Origin of the sequence: Veillonella sp. VA139 (assembly GCF_003992005.1) — a bacterium.
Taxonomy (GTDB): Bacteria; Bacillota; Negativicutes; order Veillonellales; family Veillonellaceae; genus F0422.
On the sequence record NZ_RQVL01000019.1, the window covers coordinates 1 to 18424 of the forward strand.

Sequence of the window (18424 nt, forward strand, 5' to 3'; positions counted from 1 at the left end):
CGCAGGATTCTTTAGTGACGAGGAACCCTCTTTTAAAGCTAGGTAATTATTTTTCCAACAAAAACTTGACACCGTCATTTATATTTTTTTCTCTTGCCAAAAGTACATAATCCGTTTATAATGTCTTTATGTCTTTTATGAGTAGATATTTGTACTCGTTTTTAAGTATTTATAAGTATAAGGAGTTTTCTATGAGGGCATTATTTCAATTCATCAATAAATTTAGCCTCATCCAGCAAATCTGTGTAGGTCTTTTAATCGGCATCGGTATTGCCGTATGGTCTCCAGAAAATGCAGTGAAGTTATCTCTATTGGGTACTATCTTCGTGGGTGCCTTGAAAGGTGTGGCACCAGTATTGGTATTTTTCTTAGTCATTGCCGCAGTTAGTCGCCATCGTTCTGGGCAAAAAACAGGGATGCGTTCCATTATCGCACTCTATATTATTGGTACTTTTGCTTCTGCAGCCATTGCAGTAATAGGTAGCTTTCTATTTCCTACGTCATTATTACTAACAGCCTCCCCTGCAGATACTGCTCCTCCAAGTGGTATTACAGCGGTGCTCTCAACACTACTCACCAATGTAGTGGAAAACCCAGTGAAAGCTATTTTGGGTGGTAACTATATCGGTATTTTAGGTTGGGCTTTATTATTCGGATTCGCTCTACGTCATGCAGCGAACGAAACAAAAGATGTGATGGCTTCCATCTCTGATGCGATTACACTGGCCGTACAATGGATTATTAAATTTGCACCTCTTGGTATCATGGGCTTAGTGGCTCAATCCATCGGTGAAAATGGTTTAGGTGCGCTTCTTATTTATGGTAAATTATTGCTAGTATTACTTGGTTGTATGTTTACAGTAGCACTTATTATCAACCCAATCATCGTAGCCTTTGTTATGAAACGCAATCCATATCCATTGGTGTTCCGCTGCCTTCGTGAATCTGGTGTGACTGCTTTCTTCACTCGTAGTTCTGCTGCCAATATTCCAGTTAATATGGATTTAGCAAAACGTTTAGGCATTACCCCTGATACCTATTCTATTTCGATTCCCCTAGGTGCTACCATCAACATGGGTGGTGCTGCTATCACCATTACTGTTATGGCATTAGCTGCTGTTTCCACACTAGGGATTCACGTTGATTTTGCTACTGCCATTCTCCTGAGTGTATTAGCCACTATTTCCGCATGCGGTGCCTCTGGTGTTGCTGGTGGTTCCCTATTATTGATTCCATTAGCTTGTTCTCTATTTGGTATCTCCAACGACGTAGCCATGCAAGTCGTAGGCGTTGGCTTCATTATCGGAGTCATCCAAGACTCCACAGAAACAGCCTTGAACTCTTCTACAGATATCTTATTTACAGCAGCTGTAGATTATTCGCGTCACGGCTACCCAGTAGACAAAGTATAACCGTATACTTCACACATACTTTTTGAAAGGTCTACTTGTTCTTTGGTATGGGATGCCCAATAGAATTTATAATTACATATGGCTTATGAAAATAAGCACTAATAAGGACTGGTACAATCTGCACCAGTCCTTTTAGTATCCCTTGTATAATATTTTTAGCTCTTTATTAAGTTTTGGGGACAGCAATAAACTTCCCCACAGTTAGAGGCAAGCTGACATCTATCATTCAACTTGCCTTTAATGTATTCTATGCATTGTTTATAGTTCCTAGATTTTGTCTACTTACCATTATGCCCCTGTATATCCGTGTACTACATTGGGTTTCACTACGAATGTTGGCAGTACCGCTTCCACTAATTGTCTCAATTTTTGTGAAAGTTCTTCTTTCGTATATGTCACACTATGCGGTACTTGCACATCAAACCCAATTTTTTTATTTTCCACATCGATTCGAATATCGTATAAAGAAAAACTGTCATCATAGGCTTGAATCACTGCTACTAAACGCTGTTGCAAAGCTAGGGTTTGCTCATTGACAACGATTGGATCCATATGGATGGTCAATTTTAATTGCAATTCTTTCAAAGCTTGTCGTTCTATACGATCAATCATATTATGGATGGTCATCGCATCTTGTTTCGCATCTACTTCTACGTGGATAGATGCATACTCGTGGCCTGGACCATAATCATGAATCATTAAATCATGAGTTCCTAAGATACCAGCCTTAGATTCTACAAAATTAATAATTTCTTGCACACGTTCAGCAGTAGGCTCAAATCCTAATAAACGATCTGTCGCTTCTTTCAGCACTTCAAAACCAGCTTTTGCAATGATAAGTGCCACAATTAAGCCTAAATATCCATCAACGCTCAATTGGAATATACCGCCTAACAATAAGCCAATAGCAATCGCTACGGTCGCCCATACATCAGATAAAGCTTCTTTCCCATTGGCACGCAAGATAGGAGAATCAATACGATTACCAATGGAACGCAAAAAGAAGGATAACCAAATCTTTAAAGACATAGCCCCTAACATAACAGCTAATGCGGACATAGAAAACTCCACTACCTCGGGATTCATAATGTGCTCTACCGCTTCAATACCTAATTGAGCAGCTACTACAAACAGTAAGATAGAAAAACCAATGGATAACAAATACTCCATTCGACCATGTCCATAGGGATGTTCTGCATCCGCTTTACGTCCAGATAATTTAAAACTCAAAAAGGATACTAAAGATCCCCCTGCATCAGCCACATTATGGATAGCATCACTAATCATCGCAATGGAGCCGATAAGAAAACCTATGATTAATTCGCCCAAGCAAACTAATACATTCACCACAATACCTGTGATACTGGCCATAATACCATATTGTTGGCGCACACTAGTATCTTTTACTTCATCTTTGTTGTTTACAAATAAACGGATTAATACTTCTGTCATACTACACCTCTTTCATCCATTTAACATACACGTATGACTCTACCCCATTCTAATATGCTATATCTTAGAGGTAGTTTTATTCTCATTTACTTTCTCATTATATACTATCATTCAACTATTATCAACTATAATTTTAATTGAGAATTATTGATTTCAAAATACTTATAACCTATGTCATATACTCATACAACATGGTAACATATATTTTTTATGATATCTTACATCGCTCCTTTTAATAGCATTTCATGTCATACTCGTATCAGTCTATGCAGAATGGATATATTTTGCTTACAGATACTATACAATACATCAATTATCATCATGTGATACTATAAAAACTCATGTTCGGTCTCTTTATGAGCAGCACAGCTACATATCAATTGTCATCATATGATAGTATAAAAAAACTGTAGTGACAGATTATTCCATCACCACAGTTTTTAATATATATCTTTTCAATAGATTACCATTTATGTTCATAGAACACTTGCGTCCACATAGACACTTCTGACAATGTTGGATGTGGAGCCATCGCCTCACCAATGGAAATCACAGATTGTGGATCCAAGTACCGTGTCAATCCTTGTGCACGTAGTTCTTTCGTTGTAGTAGAACCGATTTCTTCATGAACAGGAACTAATTTCACTTCACCACTATTCATTAAATGTACATATGGTTGGAACAAGATCGATGCTTGTGGTCCCACGATATGAGCCCCTAATAGACGATTCGTAGCTTTGTCTACCACTACTTTGATAAACCCATCATGTACATCACCTTTATCAATACCAAGAGCCATGCCTTTCGCAGAGTTAGAGTAATGGTTGATACCAACCCCTACATCATAACCAGCTTCTTTTGCTTCCGCTTCTGTCATGCCAATACGACCTACTTCTGGATAGGTGAACGTCACCATAGGAATCAAATCATAGCGTGCCCAACGATAGTCTGTTGGAGATGTGGCACGATATAAATTATGAGAAATAATATCCCCTTCATAGTTGGCACGATGACGGAAGGCTGCATTACCATTCACATCACCTAATGCATACACACCTTCTACAGATGTTTCTAAAAATTCATTTGTTTTAATCCAGCCACCTGGTAATTGTTCAATATGAGTATTTTCTAGGTGCAAATCTTCTACAGACGGAGCGATACCTGTAGCCACCAAAATTTCATCTACACGAATTTCAGACACTTCACCTGTAGTACGGTTTTTCACAGTGATTACTTTATCAGCATTGTCTACTCGCACATTGTCGCATACAGTATCTGTTAATACGTTCACTCCAATGGCTTTCATTTCTTCTAAAATATGAGCAGAAATTGCTTCATCTTCTTTTGGCAATAAGCGCACATTACGTTGAATCAAGGTTACTTCTGTGCCTGCGGCTGCAAACACACCAGCAAATTCTGTACCAATAGGACCACCACCAAATACAGCTAAACGTTTATATGGTACTTTTGGGTAGTCATTGCCAAATAGTTTCTCACTGGTAATGTATCCTGCTTCTTCTAAACCGTCCACATGATTCACTTTAGAATGACCACCAGTACCAATGATAATAGTCGATGCTGTAATTTCCTCTGTTTTTGAGCCATCTTGTAATGTTACATATAATACTTTATCGCTGATGAAAGTAGCTGCTCCATGGTATACATCAGCATTGTCAAAGCTTTCATAAAACTCTTTGACCCCTTTGCTTTTATTGATGGCTTTCCAAACCCGTTCACTCACTACATCCCAGTTAAGAGTCGGTGTGGCAGTTTCTACACCAATTTTTTTCCAACCATGACTTTCATGTACTACATCCGCAGCAGTAACCATTACTTTTGTAGGAATACAACCACGTGTTAAACAAGTGCCACCAAAGCCTGTTTTTTCAATAACAGCTACACGTTTACCTGCTTTTAATGCTGCATCAGCTACTAAGCTAGCACCACCAGTACCAATTACGATTACATCATATTGTTTCATTTACGTCATCCTTTCTAAACCAATGGATACTCTTTATTCTTTGTATATAGTATATCATACATCGACTATTTTAGATATGAGAATTTTTATTATTTTCCACTGGCAATGGAATCTAACAATTCAATATACGTTTCTTTTGTTAAAGGAGCTTCAAAGTTTTCTAGAATCTCTTCCGCTACCTGTGCCTCATCATATAATAAATCAACAATCGTCATGGCTAAGGCTTGAGCCGTTTTAATATAGGCTACATCTGGTACGGTGATATTGTATTCCGCACTGTGGAGCACTCCTTCAATACATCCCACCCAAGGGTGGATAACCGGCATTAAATGGGATACATCCCCCATGTCTGTACTTGCTGTCATATGCACCCGTTGACGCACATTATCTGTACCAAATAGCGGTTCTGAGTTGGACCGTAACAAATTGTTCATATCCGGATTATCACGCATTGGTAAATAGCCCGGTAGATCATGGATAACACAAGTAGCCCCCACTGCATCGCCTCCAGCTTTCAAGGCACGATTCACTCGTTGATTGCCATCCACAATCGCTTGTACATTGGATGCCCGTACATAACTTTCTACTTGCACATAATCTGGTACACAGTTGACCAAGGTTCCTCCTTGATTAATGATAGGATGGAAACGGAAATAATCGCTTTCTTTGAAAGTCTCACGAATAGCATGTACCCCCATCACCCCCATCAAAGCTGCATTTAATGCGTTAATCCCTTCATGAGGAGCTGCCGCCGCATGAGCAATTTTACCGTGGTATTCGATCAGTTTCGCCACAAATCCATTGGAGGTACTACCTAAATTCATCTCTCCCGTAGGTGTATCTGCCGTTTCCACATGCATTTGCATAGCCATATGGATATCATCAAAGGCTCCTTCATAGATAAGTTGTTGTTTGCCCCCAAGGTATTTGATTGTCCCTTTTTCACGCAATGTATTGCGATAATCTACTTCGACCATCTCTTCTGCTGGCACAGCAAATAAAACTACATCTCCACCAAGAGCTTCCATAACCCCTTCTGCTTGTAAGCCCATGGCTACTGCAAATAAATTGGCAATTTGCACATTATGTCCACAACAATGGGCTGCCCCTGTCATAGGATCTGCCTTTGGGTGACGGTGACATACAATGGCATCCAATTCACCAATCATGGCCACCGTCTTCTTAGATTTTCCCCCTTGCAAACGACCTTTCACACCTGTAATCGCATGACCAGTCGTAAAAGAAATCCCTAGCTCTGTAAACATATCTTGTACTTTTTGAGATGTTTTATGCTCTTTATAACCCAATTCTGGTTCATCCATAATGGCACTCGCTAATGCACGCAATCGATCTTGTCCTGCTACAATAGCATCGCACACACGTTGTTTTACTTCTTCTTTCGTTAACATAATCGGTCTCCTTTTACATTCTATGAAAATACCTTTCACTAAAAGATATTTATGTATAACTCTTGAACTCTATTGTACCACGAAATCAAAAAGAGAGTTGATAGGAAATCATCAACTCTCTTTCATTCAGTTCAACTATAACCTATATGGTTATAGTTGAATTTAAATCACACCTTGCATATGTAATACAAAATGAGCTACTGCAGCAGCACAAATAAATGTACCTGCAGTTACCGCTAAGGCTACTGGAATAATTCTCCAGGATAGACGGCGGAATGCTCCTAAATCTTTTCCTAAGGAAAGACCTGCATAGGCTAATACTGGTGTTGTTGTAGCCAAGAACGTTACTTCTTTTGTTTGTGCAATAATCCATGCTTGCCCTGGCATGATTGGCAAGGAGGCAATAACCCCTACTAAAGACACCCAGAAGACCATAGGGAAGCGATTGGCTAATGGCAAATAGGAAATAATCGCACCAATAATTGCTAACCCAGCAATCACAAAGACCCCTACAAGGCTTGGGCCCAATAGATGTTTGCCATCAATGATATTACCTACAGCAGTCATAATAGCTGCAATGCATATGACAATGACAAATTGTGTAATTTTTTCACTCATAGTCATCTTATTGTCCCTCCTCTGCTAAATCTTGTTCACGTGTACGGCCTGTAAAGAAATTATATGTTTTTTCCATCACAGGTAAGGATACGAAAATACCAAAGTACACACCTAGTACGGTAGTCAATAAATTAGCCGCTCCTGCTAGGGCTGCAATTTGAGTTTCATATTCTGGATATACAGCAATGATAGGTGCTGTAGAAGCAGCCATCATACTGGCACTACCTACGCCAGCCCCCATAGCCAATGCCAATGGATGGAACCAGCCCATTTGCGCAAAGAATCCTGCTAGTACAGAGGCCCACATAGCTCCGATCAATACGCCACAGATATACATCCCCATTACGCCACGGCCCTCAGGAGAGCTAAAGCCGAATTTATCTATGATAATCGCTACATTAGGTTCCCGGTCTACAGAGTAACAAGCACCCACCGCTTCACGGCGCATTCCTACTAATAATGCCACTGGTAAGCCGAATAAAATCGTACCAAAGAAATGACCTAACTCTTGTAGCATAAGAGCCAACCCTGCGGTAGACAAAATTTCTAAATTGGGACCAATCCCTAAGCCTACTTTCACCATTAAAAGCATTACTGCAATACCAAGGTAATCGGCTGATTTTTCCATGGTTTCCACCGTTAAAATTTTGAATGATGGAATGGATACAAAGAGACCCATAATCAATGCATATAAAAGCGGTAAAAATACCACAGCTCCAAATCGTTGGATTCCAATCATTTCTGCAATGATGGTGATCACAAGAGCCAATGCATGTAATTTCCAGTTTTGTAATACTTGCATACAATACCTCCTATACTAATACCAATATGATTTCTTTATTATATTAAAGTTTAATGTATACGGTCAACGTGTGATGGATTCCGAATTAGCAATACCGTTGCTAAAATAAAATAAGAGGTGAATAGATATATCTATCCACCCCTTATGATTAAGATCTAGTATATTGGGTTATCATATGCCGTATGGTTGGCTTATGCATTTACTAGTGCTTTACCTAATGCTTCACATTGTTCTTTACCAGAATCATCAGGTTCGCCTAGTACTGGTAATTTATCAACTACAACGCCGTTAGCACCTTCTACGCGACCAGCCCAGTCATCTAACCAAGAGCCACCCCAACCGTAGGAGCCGAACAATACTACTTTTTTACCTGCCAATTTAGGTTCTAATGCTTCATAGAATGGTGCAAATTCACCATCTTCTAATTCTTCCGCACCCATATCAGCGCAACCTAATGCTAATTTTTCATAGCCTGCAGCTTCATCAGCAGTGATTTCCGAAACAGATTTTACTACCACTTCTTGACCAGCATCAGCGATGCCTTTACCTACAGCTTCTGCCATTGCAGCAGTGTTACCAGTTCCAGACCAATAAATTACAGCGATCATAATGTTACCTCCTAGCATGCCGTTACGGCAACCAAAGACTCTAAAGATTTTCCTTTATTCAACTGTGCGTGACAGTAGTCACGGCACATTCGAAAACAATGAAATGCGTGCATAGCTGACGCTTGATTTCCATATACCTTCCAGTCACCACAGACTTTATAGCCTGCTCCACGGAATTGAATAAACGCTTTTACATCTTCTAATGGATATCCTAAAAACACACCGATTTCATGAGGAAACACATCGCTCATTTCAATGCGCTCACGCAAATGTAATAGCCAATCTGCCAATGTTTCATAGGATTCATATCCATAATTTTGTAAAAATGCTAGCACTTCAGGTTGTCGCAAATAGTCCTCAAGCATACGTTCACGAAATACGAGTAATAATTTTCGTTTTTCACAATGGCACAGTTCATAAAAGAACAGTCCTTTTTGATTAAATTTATCATTATACTCATGTGTTTTTTCTACCATCGTTGCCCCTAAATGCTGAGGTAATGCAACAAGATTTGCTACTTTAATACCTCTAATTGCGGGCGCACAATGGTAACCAATAATCTGCTCGATGGATTCCATTTGTCGTACCTGCCTTTTTACGTATTTTGGGGAGAACACTTGCTCTCACAGCAAATAGATAATCCGGATATATATCATCTCGAAAGATGATTTAAAATAATGAAAATTATTTCTATTATTATAATACAAATAATCCTAACTTCTGTCAATAAGTATGAGAAGTTTTTTCATTTTAAAAGGAAAAGTTGCACCCTTTGCAATTTCACTATCCCACAGGCTCCCATGGTAATAGTCAATCTCAAAGTTTGCAACTTTTTCTTATAATACATATTGTAATTGTTTTCTCAGCATGTCGTCTTTCACATGGGTCAATACATATCGCAAACGAGGAGCCCCTGTGCTATCAGCTAGGAATGCAATCTGCACATACATAGGATATTCTACCTGCTTAAACCATGTATTCACGATGATTTCACCAACATAGATATTCTTTTTTGTTTCACGAAAGGGAACGACTAGTGTAAATATTTCTGGATGCTCCTGTACATATGCTTCATAATCTTGAATCATAGATAGGGTATAATTAGATCCCACTGGCACAGTAGTAGGATGCCAACCATCTTTCTGCGGACCAAACCCATAGAGCAAAGTTCCTTCACCGTAACGAGCATAGTAATAATTATTGTCTCGCTTATCCAGTATTTGATAGGATGTACTCATATCAATCCCGATATCACGCAATCCAATTTTTAATGATTGTGCTACCCCAGACGAAAGGATACTGCTACTAGCCCCTTCCTGCACCAACATCGTGGACGGCCATTGTATAGATGACGTATTTGCTGCCTCTACGCTAGTCATCATGCTGGTCATAATACACGTGAAAGCTACTCCACATAAAAGATATGGTATATTTCTACTCATGGTATTCGCCTAACCTTGCTTCTTTTGCATTTTAGCCCATGTATCGCGCATACCTACGGTACGATTCATTATGATATGATCTGCTGTGCTATCTTTATCTGTTACAAAATAACCTGTACGCAAGAAATGATAATGGTCCCCTGCTTGTGTCGTACGGAATGCAGCTTCCCCTTTAGCAGATTTTACTTCTAAAGAATTTGGATTTAACTGTTGCAAGAAATCTTTGTCCGCTGTTTCATCATCTGTTTTTAATAGATAGTCATAAAGGCGAACTTCCATATCTACAGCCGTAGATGCTTCTACCCAATGCAAGATACCTTTCACTTTCTTTTGGCAGCCTGTGCCAGATTTTGTAGCTGGGTCATATGTACAATGAATTTCAGTGATATTGCCATTGTCATCCTTTACTACAGATTGACATTCAATGATGTAGGCCCCTTTTAAGCGTACTTCTTTGCCAGGTGCTAAGCGGAAGAATTTTTTCACTGGTTCTTCCATGAAGTCACCACGTTCGATGTACACTTCACGACCAAATGTCACTTCACGAGTACCCATGTCTTCATTTTCTGTGTTGTTTTCAATAACAAGAGTTTCTGTTTGACCTTCTGGATAGTTGGTGATGACAACTTTCACAGGGTCTAATACCGCCATGTAGCGAGGTGCTTTTAATTTCAAATCTTCACGGATACAGAATTCTAATAGACCTACTTCTACCATGCTATCTGCTTTAGCAACACCGATGCGTTCACAGAAATCACGAATGGACTCTGGTGTATAACCACGGCGACGCAAGCCGGAAATCGTCGGCATCCGAGGATCATCCCAACCGCTTACAAGGTTCAATTCTACTAATTGGCGCAATTTACGTTTACTCATCACCATATTCGTTACATTTAAACGAGCAAACTCAATTTGTTTTGGTTTTTCTATATCTTCCCAATCTTCTAACACCCAATTGTACAATGGGCGATGTACTTCAAATTCTAAGGTACATACAGAATGAGTAATACGTTCTATAGCATCAGATACTGGATGGGCATAGTCATACATAGGGTAAATATTCCATTCAGAACCTGTACGATGATGTTCTGCATGTAAAATGCGATACAATACAGGGTCACGCATGACAATGTTCGGATCTGCCATATCAATTTTGGCACGCAACACTTTTTCCCCATCTTTGTATTTGCCGTCTTTCATTTCTTCAAAGAGTCGTAAATTTTCTTCTACACTACGATCACGGTAGGGACTATTCGTACCTGGAGTTGTAAAATCGCCACGAGTAGCACGGATTTCTTCTGGTGTTTGATCATCTACATAGGCTTTACCTTTTTTAATCAACACTTGAGCATATTCATATAGTTTACCGAAATAGTCCGATGCATAATGTACATCCCCATACCACTCAAAGCCTAACCATTTTACATCTTCTTCGATGGACTCTACATATTCCACATCTTCTTTCACTGGATTTGTATCGTCAAAGCGCAAATTTGTGAGTCCTTGATAGGATTTACCAAGACCAAAATTTAAACAAATGGATTTCGCATGACCAATATGTAAATACCCATTTGGCTCTGGAGGGAATCGTGTATGTACACGTTTTCCATAGGTATTTTCTTCATTGTCTGTATTAATAATCGCTTCAATAAAATTAACTGTTTGAGGCGTTGTTTCTTCTATACTCATCATCGTCTCTTTCGATTCCATGTGATTCTTCCTCTCTGCTATTGATTATACACACGTGCACGCATTGCACATTCTCTTTATTATACCATAGGAATTGCTATCTTTCATCGACATATTGCCCATACTCATATCCAATTCCCTAGTATGTATCTCTACCAATTATTCCTCAGTAGACGCATAATTGACACTTTCATTGACACAGGTCAACAATGGTTTACCTTGTACACCAGCAATCAAATTATTGGCTGTTAACATAGCCATTTCCTTGCGCGTACGATCCGTGAAAGACCCAATATGTGGCACCACTAAGCATTTACCTGTTCTAAGCAATGGATGGTCTGGTCCTATTGGTTCTGGGTCTACTACGTCAAGAGCAGCGTAATCAATTTGACCTGTTTCTAATGCGTGCACTAATGCATCTGTATCCACAATTTTTCCACGACCGACATTCACAAATAAAGCCGTTTCTTTCATCATTTCAAAAGCCTCTGCATCAATTAAATGATAGGTTTCCTCTGTCAACGGAGCCATCACTAAAATGATATCGCTAGTAGTGAGCAATTTGCCTAATGACACATAGGTGGTCATCAGCAAGCTATCATCATTGCGACGGTTACGATTATGATATTGTACAGTCATTCCAAAAGCACGTGCTCTACGAGATACAGACACACCAATCTTACCCATACCAATAATACCCAATGTCATACGGCTTAAATCCTTCCCTTTTATATTCGAAGGTCGTTCTGCCCATTTACCATCCTTAACGAACTGAGCATTTTCATAAATTCTACGGCTCGCTGCTGCCATCAATGTGAAAGCCAACTCCGCAGTGGTTTCTGTTAATACATCTGGCGTATTGCCATAAGGTATATGACGTGTTGTTAACGCATCTACATCCACGTTATCATAGCCTACAGAGGCTTGGGCGATGACCTTCAAATGCGGTGCCTGTGAAATCAAATCTTCATCCACAGTAAAATGATTAATACTCCATAAACCATCTGCATCACGCAGCCATTCTTTTAATAGATCTTTAGGCATTTTTTCTTTTTTTGTCCACTGGCGCACCCTTACATGTTCGCTTAAATAGACGAGTGCATCTTTACGCACCAATCCTGGTACCACTACTACTGGTTTATCCATGGTATACCTCACTTTCATCAATCACTATGTCTAGGCAAGAGGTTGCTTGCCATATACGTATACATATAGGCAATGGACTCGCCATGCCTTCACAATCTTAATAGGGAAGAAAATGGTTCTTCTTGCTAAATTATATCACATCTGGTTTGGTAATAAAAAAGCACAGAACTATTTTCATAGAACTGTGCTTTTCATTTTGTAGATACATTAACTTGCACTCTCAAACGTACCCGAGAGCTGCTACGCTTTCTATACGATGATATGCTATCCCACAAACGTCCCTAGAATAACATGTTTATCCTACCAATTGGATTTTCCTTCATTGAACATTTCAAATGCATGTGCAATTTGGCGTCTCAATTTTAATCGTTGTGAATCACTTAATACATATTCTACACCATTATGTGCGATGCGCCCATTTTTTACAATGCTACTCAAATCGTAAAGAATTTCTCTGGCCATGCTTGCATTGCCAGCTAATTCATCAATTGTTACATCATAATAATTAGCTAATCGCTTTAAGGTTTCCAAATCAGGCTCTCGATATCCTGTTTCGTAATTTGACAGGGCAGCATTACTAATACCAATATCACGAGCCACATCTAGTTGACTCCGCCCAATCCGTTTACGGGCATGTCTTAAATTTTCACCTAATGCCATTGTATCACCCCTTATACTACGTGAATCTATAGTATAAATAACCTATCCCTATTATAGCATGAGATACAATAGATTTGCTATAGAAAACCACTATTTCACATCTCACGAATTGTGTATCTCTCTATGTTTTTTAGCATTTTTGAATTATATTACACGAATTGAATTGTTTATCCCACATGTGCATGTGTAGTTTTGATTTATTTTAATCAAAGAAAATAGATTTTATTCTATTTTAATCATTTTCACTCACAAACTATTTATATCATTCATGTGCATGTTCAGGTGGTGGTAATTGCTCAACTTGGAATACCTCGCCAATAGTTTGAATTTTTCCAGGGATATATTCTACAATTTGAGTCATCAATACATATAACAGTCGTGGATCAAAATTAGAATTAGCACTCTGATTGATGCAATCTAAATACACGCTATCATCATCTTCTTCGATATAGTATTTAAAACTTTTATACGTACTATTTTCACGGTTAATGAATGTCAAAATATCTTGACGGTTTTCCTTGGTCACAACACCTGCACCAATCAATAAACGAATCGTAGCATATATTGTGTCATCTAACAACAGAAACACAGGAATATCCCCTAATTCTGTTTGTACATAGGAGCGAAATACAACTGTGTGATCTTCATCTCCAACTTCACGTTTCTCAAAGCATGTCAGTTTCTCATCAATGAGAAATTGTTCAAATACTCTAGCTTTTTCATTCATAGGTACACCTCGTTAAAAAAAGGCATTGTTTGTCACAATGCCCATATAAATTAATTTTCAATAAACCTTACTCTTTTTTAGATTTTGTAGTTTTACGTGGTTTGCTATCTTTTTTAGTTGCTGTTTCTACTACTGGAGTTGCTGCTTCTACTGCTGGAGTTTCTTCTTCACCAGTTGCTTCTACCTTTACGCTTTCCACAGCTGCAATAATACGAGTTAAATCTTTTTGTGTATGCGGATACAATACTTCAAAAATAGTGTACGCCACTAGTTCCGGATCAAAGTTATCTCCACTCATTAGGCTTACATCTAGAAGAATTGCTTCGTAACCATTTTCTTCCATTAAATAGTGTTTAAAACATTTGAATTCGCTATTTAATTGATTCAACACATCTAATGTTGCTTTACGTTGTTCTGGTGTAAAACGACCTCCAGCAATTTCTAAACGCACAAAACCAAATGGTGTGTCATCCAATACAACAAATAGTGGGAACACAATATCATTATATTCTACAGTTGCATCAAATACTACTGTATTATATGGGTCATTTTCAATCTCACGAAGAGTAAAAAGATTTGTTAATTCATTTTCTTTAATAAACTGTTGAAATAATTCTGCTTTTTTATTCACTGTTTTATCTCCATATCCACTACATCCAAATTAAAAATCATTACCATAATGATACCACAAAAACAAGGTTCTTTTCAATCATTATTAGTTTTCTTCTTCCACATAGATACAACGATCATTTTCAAATCGTGCAATGCGCACTAAGGAGTGTACATCATAACCAGCTTTTACTAACCGCTCACGACCAGGTTGAAAGGACTTTTCAATAACAATGGCAATGCCTTCCACTGTATCCCCTGCACCTTCTACTAGTTTTGCTAATCCCATAGCTGCTTCACCACTAGCTAAGAAATCATCAATAATCAACACTTTTTCACCAGAAGGCAAGAATTTTTTAGAGATGGTTACATCATAATTTTCTTCTTTTGTGTAAGAGTAAACTACTGAATGATACACATCTTCTGTCATCAAAATAGATTTTTTCTTACGAGCAAATACCAAAGGTACATCTAACTCAATCGCTACTTGTAACGCAATAGCAATACCAGATGCTTCAATAGTCACAATACGTTCAATACCACGTCCTTCAAATTGTTTAGCAATTTCCTTACCAATCTGAACAAACAATTTAGGATCAATTTGATGATTTAAAAATCCATCTACTTTTAACACTCGATTGTTCAATACAATACCTTCTGCATCAATACGTTGTTTTAATAATTCCACGATGATCCTCCTTATTGTTTTCTGTCTTTCAATATATTTATAAATTGCGAAACGCCTTCTGTTAGTGCATCCATTCTTGACCGCACCAGTACAATACGTCGTTCAGGAATCTGCAAGTTCGTTTTTAGCTCCACTAAAGAACCTTGTTTCAATTTCTCTCTCGCTACCAATTCTGGCACCAAGGAAATGCCTAAATTAATTTCTACTAAGTCTATGAGTACATCTAAGCTTCCCAATTCAAAGGCTGGGCTTGTACACCGATTATGGGTTACTGCATCAAAAAAAGTACGACTACTAGCTCCCATAGTAAGCAATAGCAATGGCTCAGCCATAATTTCATCAATGGTCCAAATCTTCGATTCATCTTTGTAGACCGTTCCACCTACAAAGATATCTTGCATTGACTCTAATTCCATCACTTCAAGATGATTATTATCATACAAACCATCATAGGCATGCACCACCGCAATTTGTGCCTCTCCTGCTTCAATCATGCCCACACATTCACGAGATGGTCGATTGGTGACACGCAAGCTAATATCTAATTGCTTTTCTTGCCAACTTTTGAAAGTAGGTAATAAAAAGTGTTTACTCAAGGTATCTGTAGCAGCTAGATGTAAACTTTTATACTCCCTTGATAAGCGTTCTTGCAATTTAACAATTCCATTATCCAAGATAGAAAACGCTTCTACAGCAGTTTCAAAAAGCTCACGACCAGCTTTGGTAAATGCTACAGATTTTGTTGTCCTTTCAAATAGGGGGATTCCCAAATCTTTCTCTAATTGCTTAATACTTTGACTAATGGCTGATTGAGAAACGCCATTCGCTTTTGCCGCTTTCGAGAACGATAAATGTAACCCTACCCCCACAAAGGCACGCAGTAATTCTGCTGACACAGACATAACAACCTCAATCTACTACAAATATAATATACTTTCAATTAATTTTTACTATTATATATGCTTATAAGTTTACCTATATTTATTACTATTGTCAAATTGCAAATAGATTTTTATCTATGTATTTCTTATAAACCTATACAAAATAGTTGCGTTCTAGCTTATAAACTAGTAATATATATTTGATAAGAAAATCTGGGGCATAACAATCCCCCGTATGTATGAAAGGAATTTAACTATGCATTGTGCACAAAAATTGACTGATCATATTTATTGGATTGGTAGTAACGATTGGAGTACAGAACGTTTTGAAAACCTATTTCCAATTCCAAATGGGGTAAGCTACAATTCCTATTTTATTGATGATGAAAAAACATGTATCGTAGACTCTGTAGATGATAGCATTCGTCAAGAATTCTTTGACAATGTAGAACATTTATTAAACGGTCGTGAATTAGATTATTTAATCGTAAATCACATGGAACCAGACCATTGTGCAACATTAGTCGAATTACTAGACCGTTACCCAAATGTAAAAATGGTAGGTAACAAAACTACATTTCGTTTCTTTGAACAATTCTATGGACGTCCAGCTCCTGAGAACTATTACGAAGTAAAAGAAGGGGACACTATCGATCTTGGTCACCATACACTTCACAGTTATACTATGCCAATGGTGCACTGGCCAGAAGTAACTTGCACTTACGAAGCAACGACTGGTACATTGTTCTCGGCGGATGCATTTGGTACCTTTGGCACCATCAATGGCAACATCTTCGCTGATCAATTAGATTTCGATCGCGTATACGAAGATGAAGCTCGTCGTTACTACACAAATATCGTAGGTAAATATGGTGCACAAGTGCAAAATGCATTGAAAAAAGCATCTGCTTTAGATGTAAAAATCATCGCACCACTTCATGGACCAATCTGGAGAACTCCTGATACAATCTCTTACATTCTTAACAAATATATGCACTGGAGCACATACAATGCTGAGAAAAAAGGGGTTGTCATCGCTTTTGGTTCCATGTATGGTAACACAGCGGAAATGGCACAACAATTAGCAAAATTGCTATCCCTACGCGGTGTAACAGATATCCGTATTTATGATGTATCTAAAACAAATCCATCTTACATCATCTCTGATGCCTGGAAATATAGTCATTTAGTATGTATGGCCCCAACCTACAACTTAGGTTTATATTTGACTATGGAAAACTTATTACATGAATTACATGCATTAAACTTCCATAACCATAAAGTATCTATCGTAGGTAACCACTCTTGGGCATCTGGCGCAATGAAACGTATGGTTGAATACTTCACAAATGAGTTCAAAAATATGGAAATCGTTGGTACACCACTAGATATTAAAGGCGCATTACACGATGAACAATTGCCATTATTTGAAGAATTAGCTGATACTATTGTTACCTCCTTAAAAGAAACAGATATTAAAACTTTATAATCAATACAAGCGACTCTAGTGACTAGGGTCGCTTTTGATATGCACATTCAGGTTACAGATGACAACCAGTTGATAATCTGTCTTGATGGGAACTAGATGCATACTAAATGTATTGATTGTAAGCGTATCTAACAAATTCAAAACAAAGAAATGAGCTGTCATGATAGGAATCTCTTCCTTCATGACAGCTCATCTTTATATGTGCTATATAGCATATTACCTAGCCGAATTGTAAGTTTCACTCGAGTGTGTACACATATCTCACTGCATCGATATACCCTTATTGTATCGGCGGTAGGAAACTGTTATCGATTATGACGCTGTAACATACGCACACCTTTAGATTCTTCTAAAATCATAGACCATACCATGCCTCGCCGTGCCGCCAATCGTAGGGATTCGCTTCTAGAGTTCCTATGATAACAAGGTTCCTCGTTCCGCACTTCTTCCATAGGTTTTCCAGTAAATTTCCGTCGTATCGTTTCTGTTCCTTCATGAACTGCACCGTGGATTGCCTCTGCATCATTCGAGTTTGAAACTGCTGACGCCTCATACATATCTGCATTTACTGTCTTACATGTAGTCACAGATTCCTCTAACGTAGTCTCCGTCGTTACATCAGGATCTACTTTCACGGATTCTACAGGATTCCGTGAAAGTGTAATCCCATAATACTCTTCCATTTCCTCCCAAGTCATATCTTTACTCGGAACTGATTTTTGTGGGGACTCTTCGTTGGATTTCCCCGTTTTAAATATAAAGGATCCTAAAATAATCAGAATGAGTATCCCTAGTTCCATCATCGGATACC

General features: G+C 38.3%; 18 protein-coding genes. 2 read left to right on the forward strand and 16 right to left on the reverse strand.

Going from position 1 to position 18424, the window contains the following annotated elements; all coding sequences use genetic code 11:
- Positions 1–191 precede the first annotated feature (191 nt).
- Positions 192–1412, forward strand: coding sequence for a serine/threonine transporter SstT (sstT, locus tag EO125_RS07260; RefSeq protein WP_127148313.1), 1221 nt, complete (start codon positions 192–194; stop codon positions 1410–1412).
- 288 nt (positions 1413–1700) lie between these two features.
- Here the strand turns inward: sstT and EO125_RS07265 are convergent, their stop codons facing one another.
- The 15 genes from EO125_RS07265 to EO125_RS07335 all read right to left on the reverse strand — a co-directional run bounded on the left by EO125_RS07265 (position 1701) and on the right by EO125_RS07335 (position 16145).
- Entirely contained in the window at positions 1701–2864 is a 1164-nt protein-coding gene (locus EO125_RS07265) for a cation diffusion facilitator family transporter (protein ID WP_240630456.1), read from the reverse strand.
- 463 nt (positions 2865–3327) lie between these two features.
- The gene (locus tag EO125_RS07270) at positions 3328–4845 is read right to left on the reverse strand and encodes an NAD(P)/FAD-dependent oxidoreductase (protein ID WP_127148314.1); all 1518 of its coding nucleotides are present in this window, start codon (positions 4843–4845) and stop codon (positions 3328–3330) included.
- Positions 4846–4934: 89 nt separating this feature from the next.
- On the reverse strand, positions 4935–6254 hold the full coding sequence (locus EO125_RS07275; protein ID WP_127148315.1) for an amidohydrolase: 1320 nt from the start codon (positions 6252–6254) through the stop codon (positions 4935–4937).
- 162 nt (positions 6255–6416) lie between these two features.
- A complete protein-coding gene (locus EO125_RS07280) occupies positions 6417–6878 on the reverse strand; it encodes a hypothetical protein (RefSeq protein ID WP_127148316.1) in 462 nt (153 codons plus the stop codon).
- 1 nt (position 6879) lies between these two features.
- Complete coding sequence (locus EO125_RS07285; RefSeq protein ID WP_127148317.1) at positions 6880–7674, reverse strand: DUF3100 domain-containing protein; 795 nt, start codon at positions 7672–7674, stop codon at positions 6880–6882.
- A 191-nt stretch (positions 7675–7865) separates the two neighbouring features.
- Positions 7866–8282 carry a flavodoxin domain-containing protein gene (locus EO125_RS07290; protein WP_127148318.1) on the reverse strand — a complete coding sequence of 139 codons (417 nt, stop codon included), beginning with the start codon at positions 8280–8282 and terminating at the stop codon, positions 7866–7868.
- 11 nt (positions 8283–8293) lie between these two features.
- Positions 8294–8860: a DUF3793 family protein gene (locus EO125_RS07295; RefSeq protein WP_127148319.1), complete on the reverse strand. Its 567-nt coding sequence runs from the start codon at positions 8858–8860 to the stop codon at positions 8294–8296.
- Positions 8861–9118: 258 nt separating this feature from the next.
- The gene (locus EO125_RS07300) at positions 9119–9724 is read right to left on the reverse strand and encodes a hypothetical protein (protein WP_127148320.1); all 606 of its coding nucleotides are present in this window, start codon (positions 9722–9724) and stop codon (positions 9119–9121) included.
- 9 nt (positions 9725–9733) lie between these two features.
- Positions 9734–11434: a glutamine--tRNA ligase/YqeY domain fusion protein gene (locus EO125_RS07305; RefSeq protein ID WP_127148321.1), complete on the reverse strand. Its 1701-nt coding sequence runs from the start codon at positions 11432–11434 to the stop codon at positions 9734–9736.
- A gap of 138 nt (positions 11435–11572) precedes the next feature.
- Entirely contained in the window at positions 11573–12559 is a 987-nt protein-coding gene (locus EO125_RS07310) for a D-glycerate dehydrogenase (protein ID WP_127148322.1), read from the reverse strand.
- A 300-nt stretch (positions 12560–12859) separates the two neighbouring features.
- On the reverse strand, positions 12860–13219 hold the full coding sequence (locus tag EO125_RS07315) for a helix-turn-helix domain-containing protein (protein ID WP_009353094.1): 360 nt from the start codon (positions 13217–13219) through the stop codon (positions 12860–12862).
- A 262-nt stretch (positions 13220–13481) separates the two neighbouring features.
- Positions 13482–13946, reverse strand: coding sequence for a hypothetical protein (locus tag EO125_RS07320; RefSeq protein ID WP_127148323.1), 465 nt, complete (start codon positions 13944–13946; stop codon positions 13482–13484).
- 67 nt (positions 13947–14013) lie between these two features.
- Positions 14014–14577, reverse strand: coding sequence for a hypothetical protein (locus tag EO125_RS07325; protein WP_127148324.1), 564 nt, complete (start codon positions 14575–14577; stop codon positions 14014–14016).
- Between the two features lie 84 nt (positions 14578–14661).
- Positions 14662–15243 carry a xanthine phosphoribosyltransferase gene (locus EO125_RS07330; protein WP_127148325.1) on the reverse strand — a complete coding sequence of 194 codons (582 nt, stop codon included), beginning with the start codon at positions 15241–15243 and terminating at the stop codon, positions 14662–14664.
- Positions 15244–15254: 11 nt separating this feature from the next.
- The gene (locus EO125_RS07335) at positions 15255–16145 is read right to left on the reverse strand and encodes a LysR family transcriptional regulator (RefSeq protein WP_127148326.1); all 891 of its coding nucleotides are present in this window, start codon (positions 16143–16145) and stop codon (positions 15255–15257) included.
- Positions 16146–16380: 235 nt separating this feature from the next.
- Between EO125_RS07335 and EO125_RS07340 the strand changes: the two genes are divergently transcribed.
- Positions 16381–17613, forward strand: coding sequence for an FprA family A-type flavoprotein (locus EO125_RS07340; RefSeq protein ID WP_127148327.1), 1233 nt, complete (start codon positions 16381–16383; stop codon positions 17611–17613).
- Between the two features lie 305 nt (positions 17614–17918).
- Here EO125_RS07340 and EO125_RS07345 read toward each other — a convergent pair whose 3' ends face one another.
- On the reverse strand, positions 17919–18416 hold the full coding sequence (locus EO125_RS07345) for a hypothetical protein (RefSeq protein ID WP_127148328.1): 498 nt from the start codon (positions 18414–18416) through the stop codon (positions 17919–17921).
- Between the last annotated feature and the right edge of the window lie 8 nt (positions 18417–18424).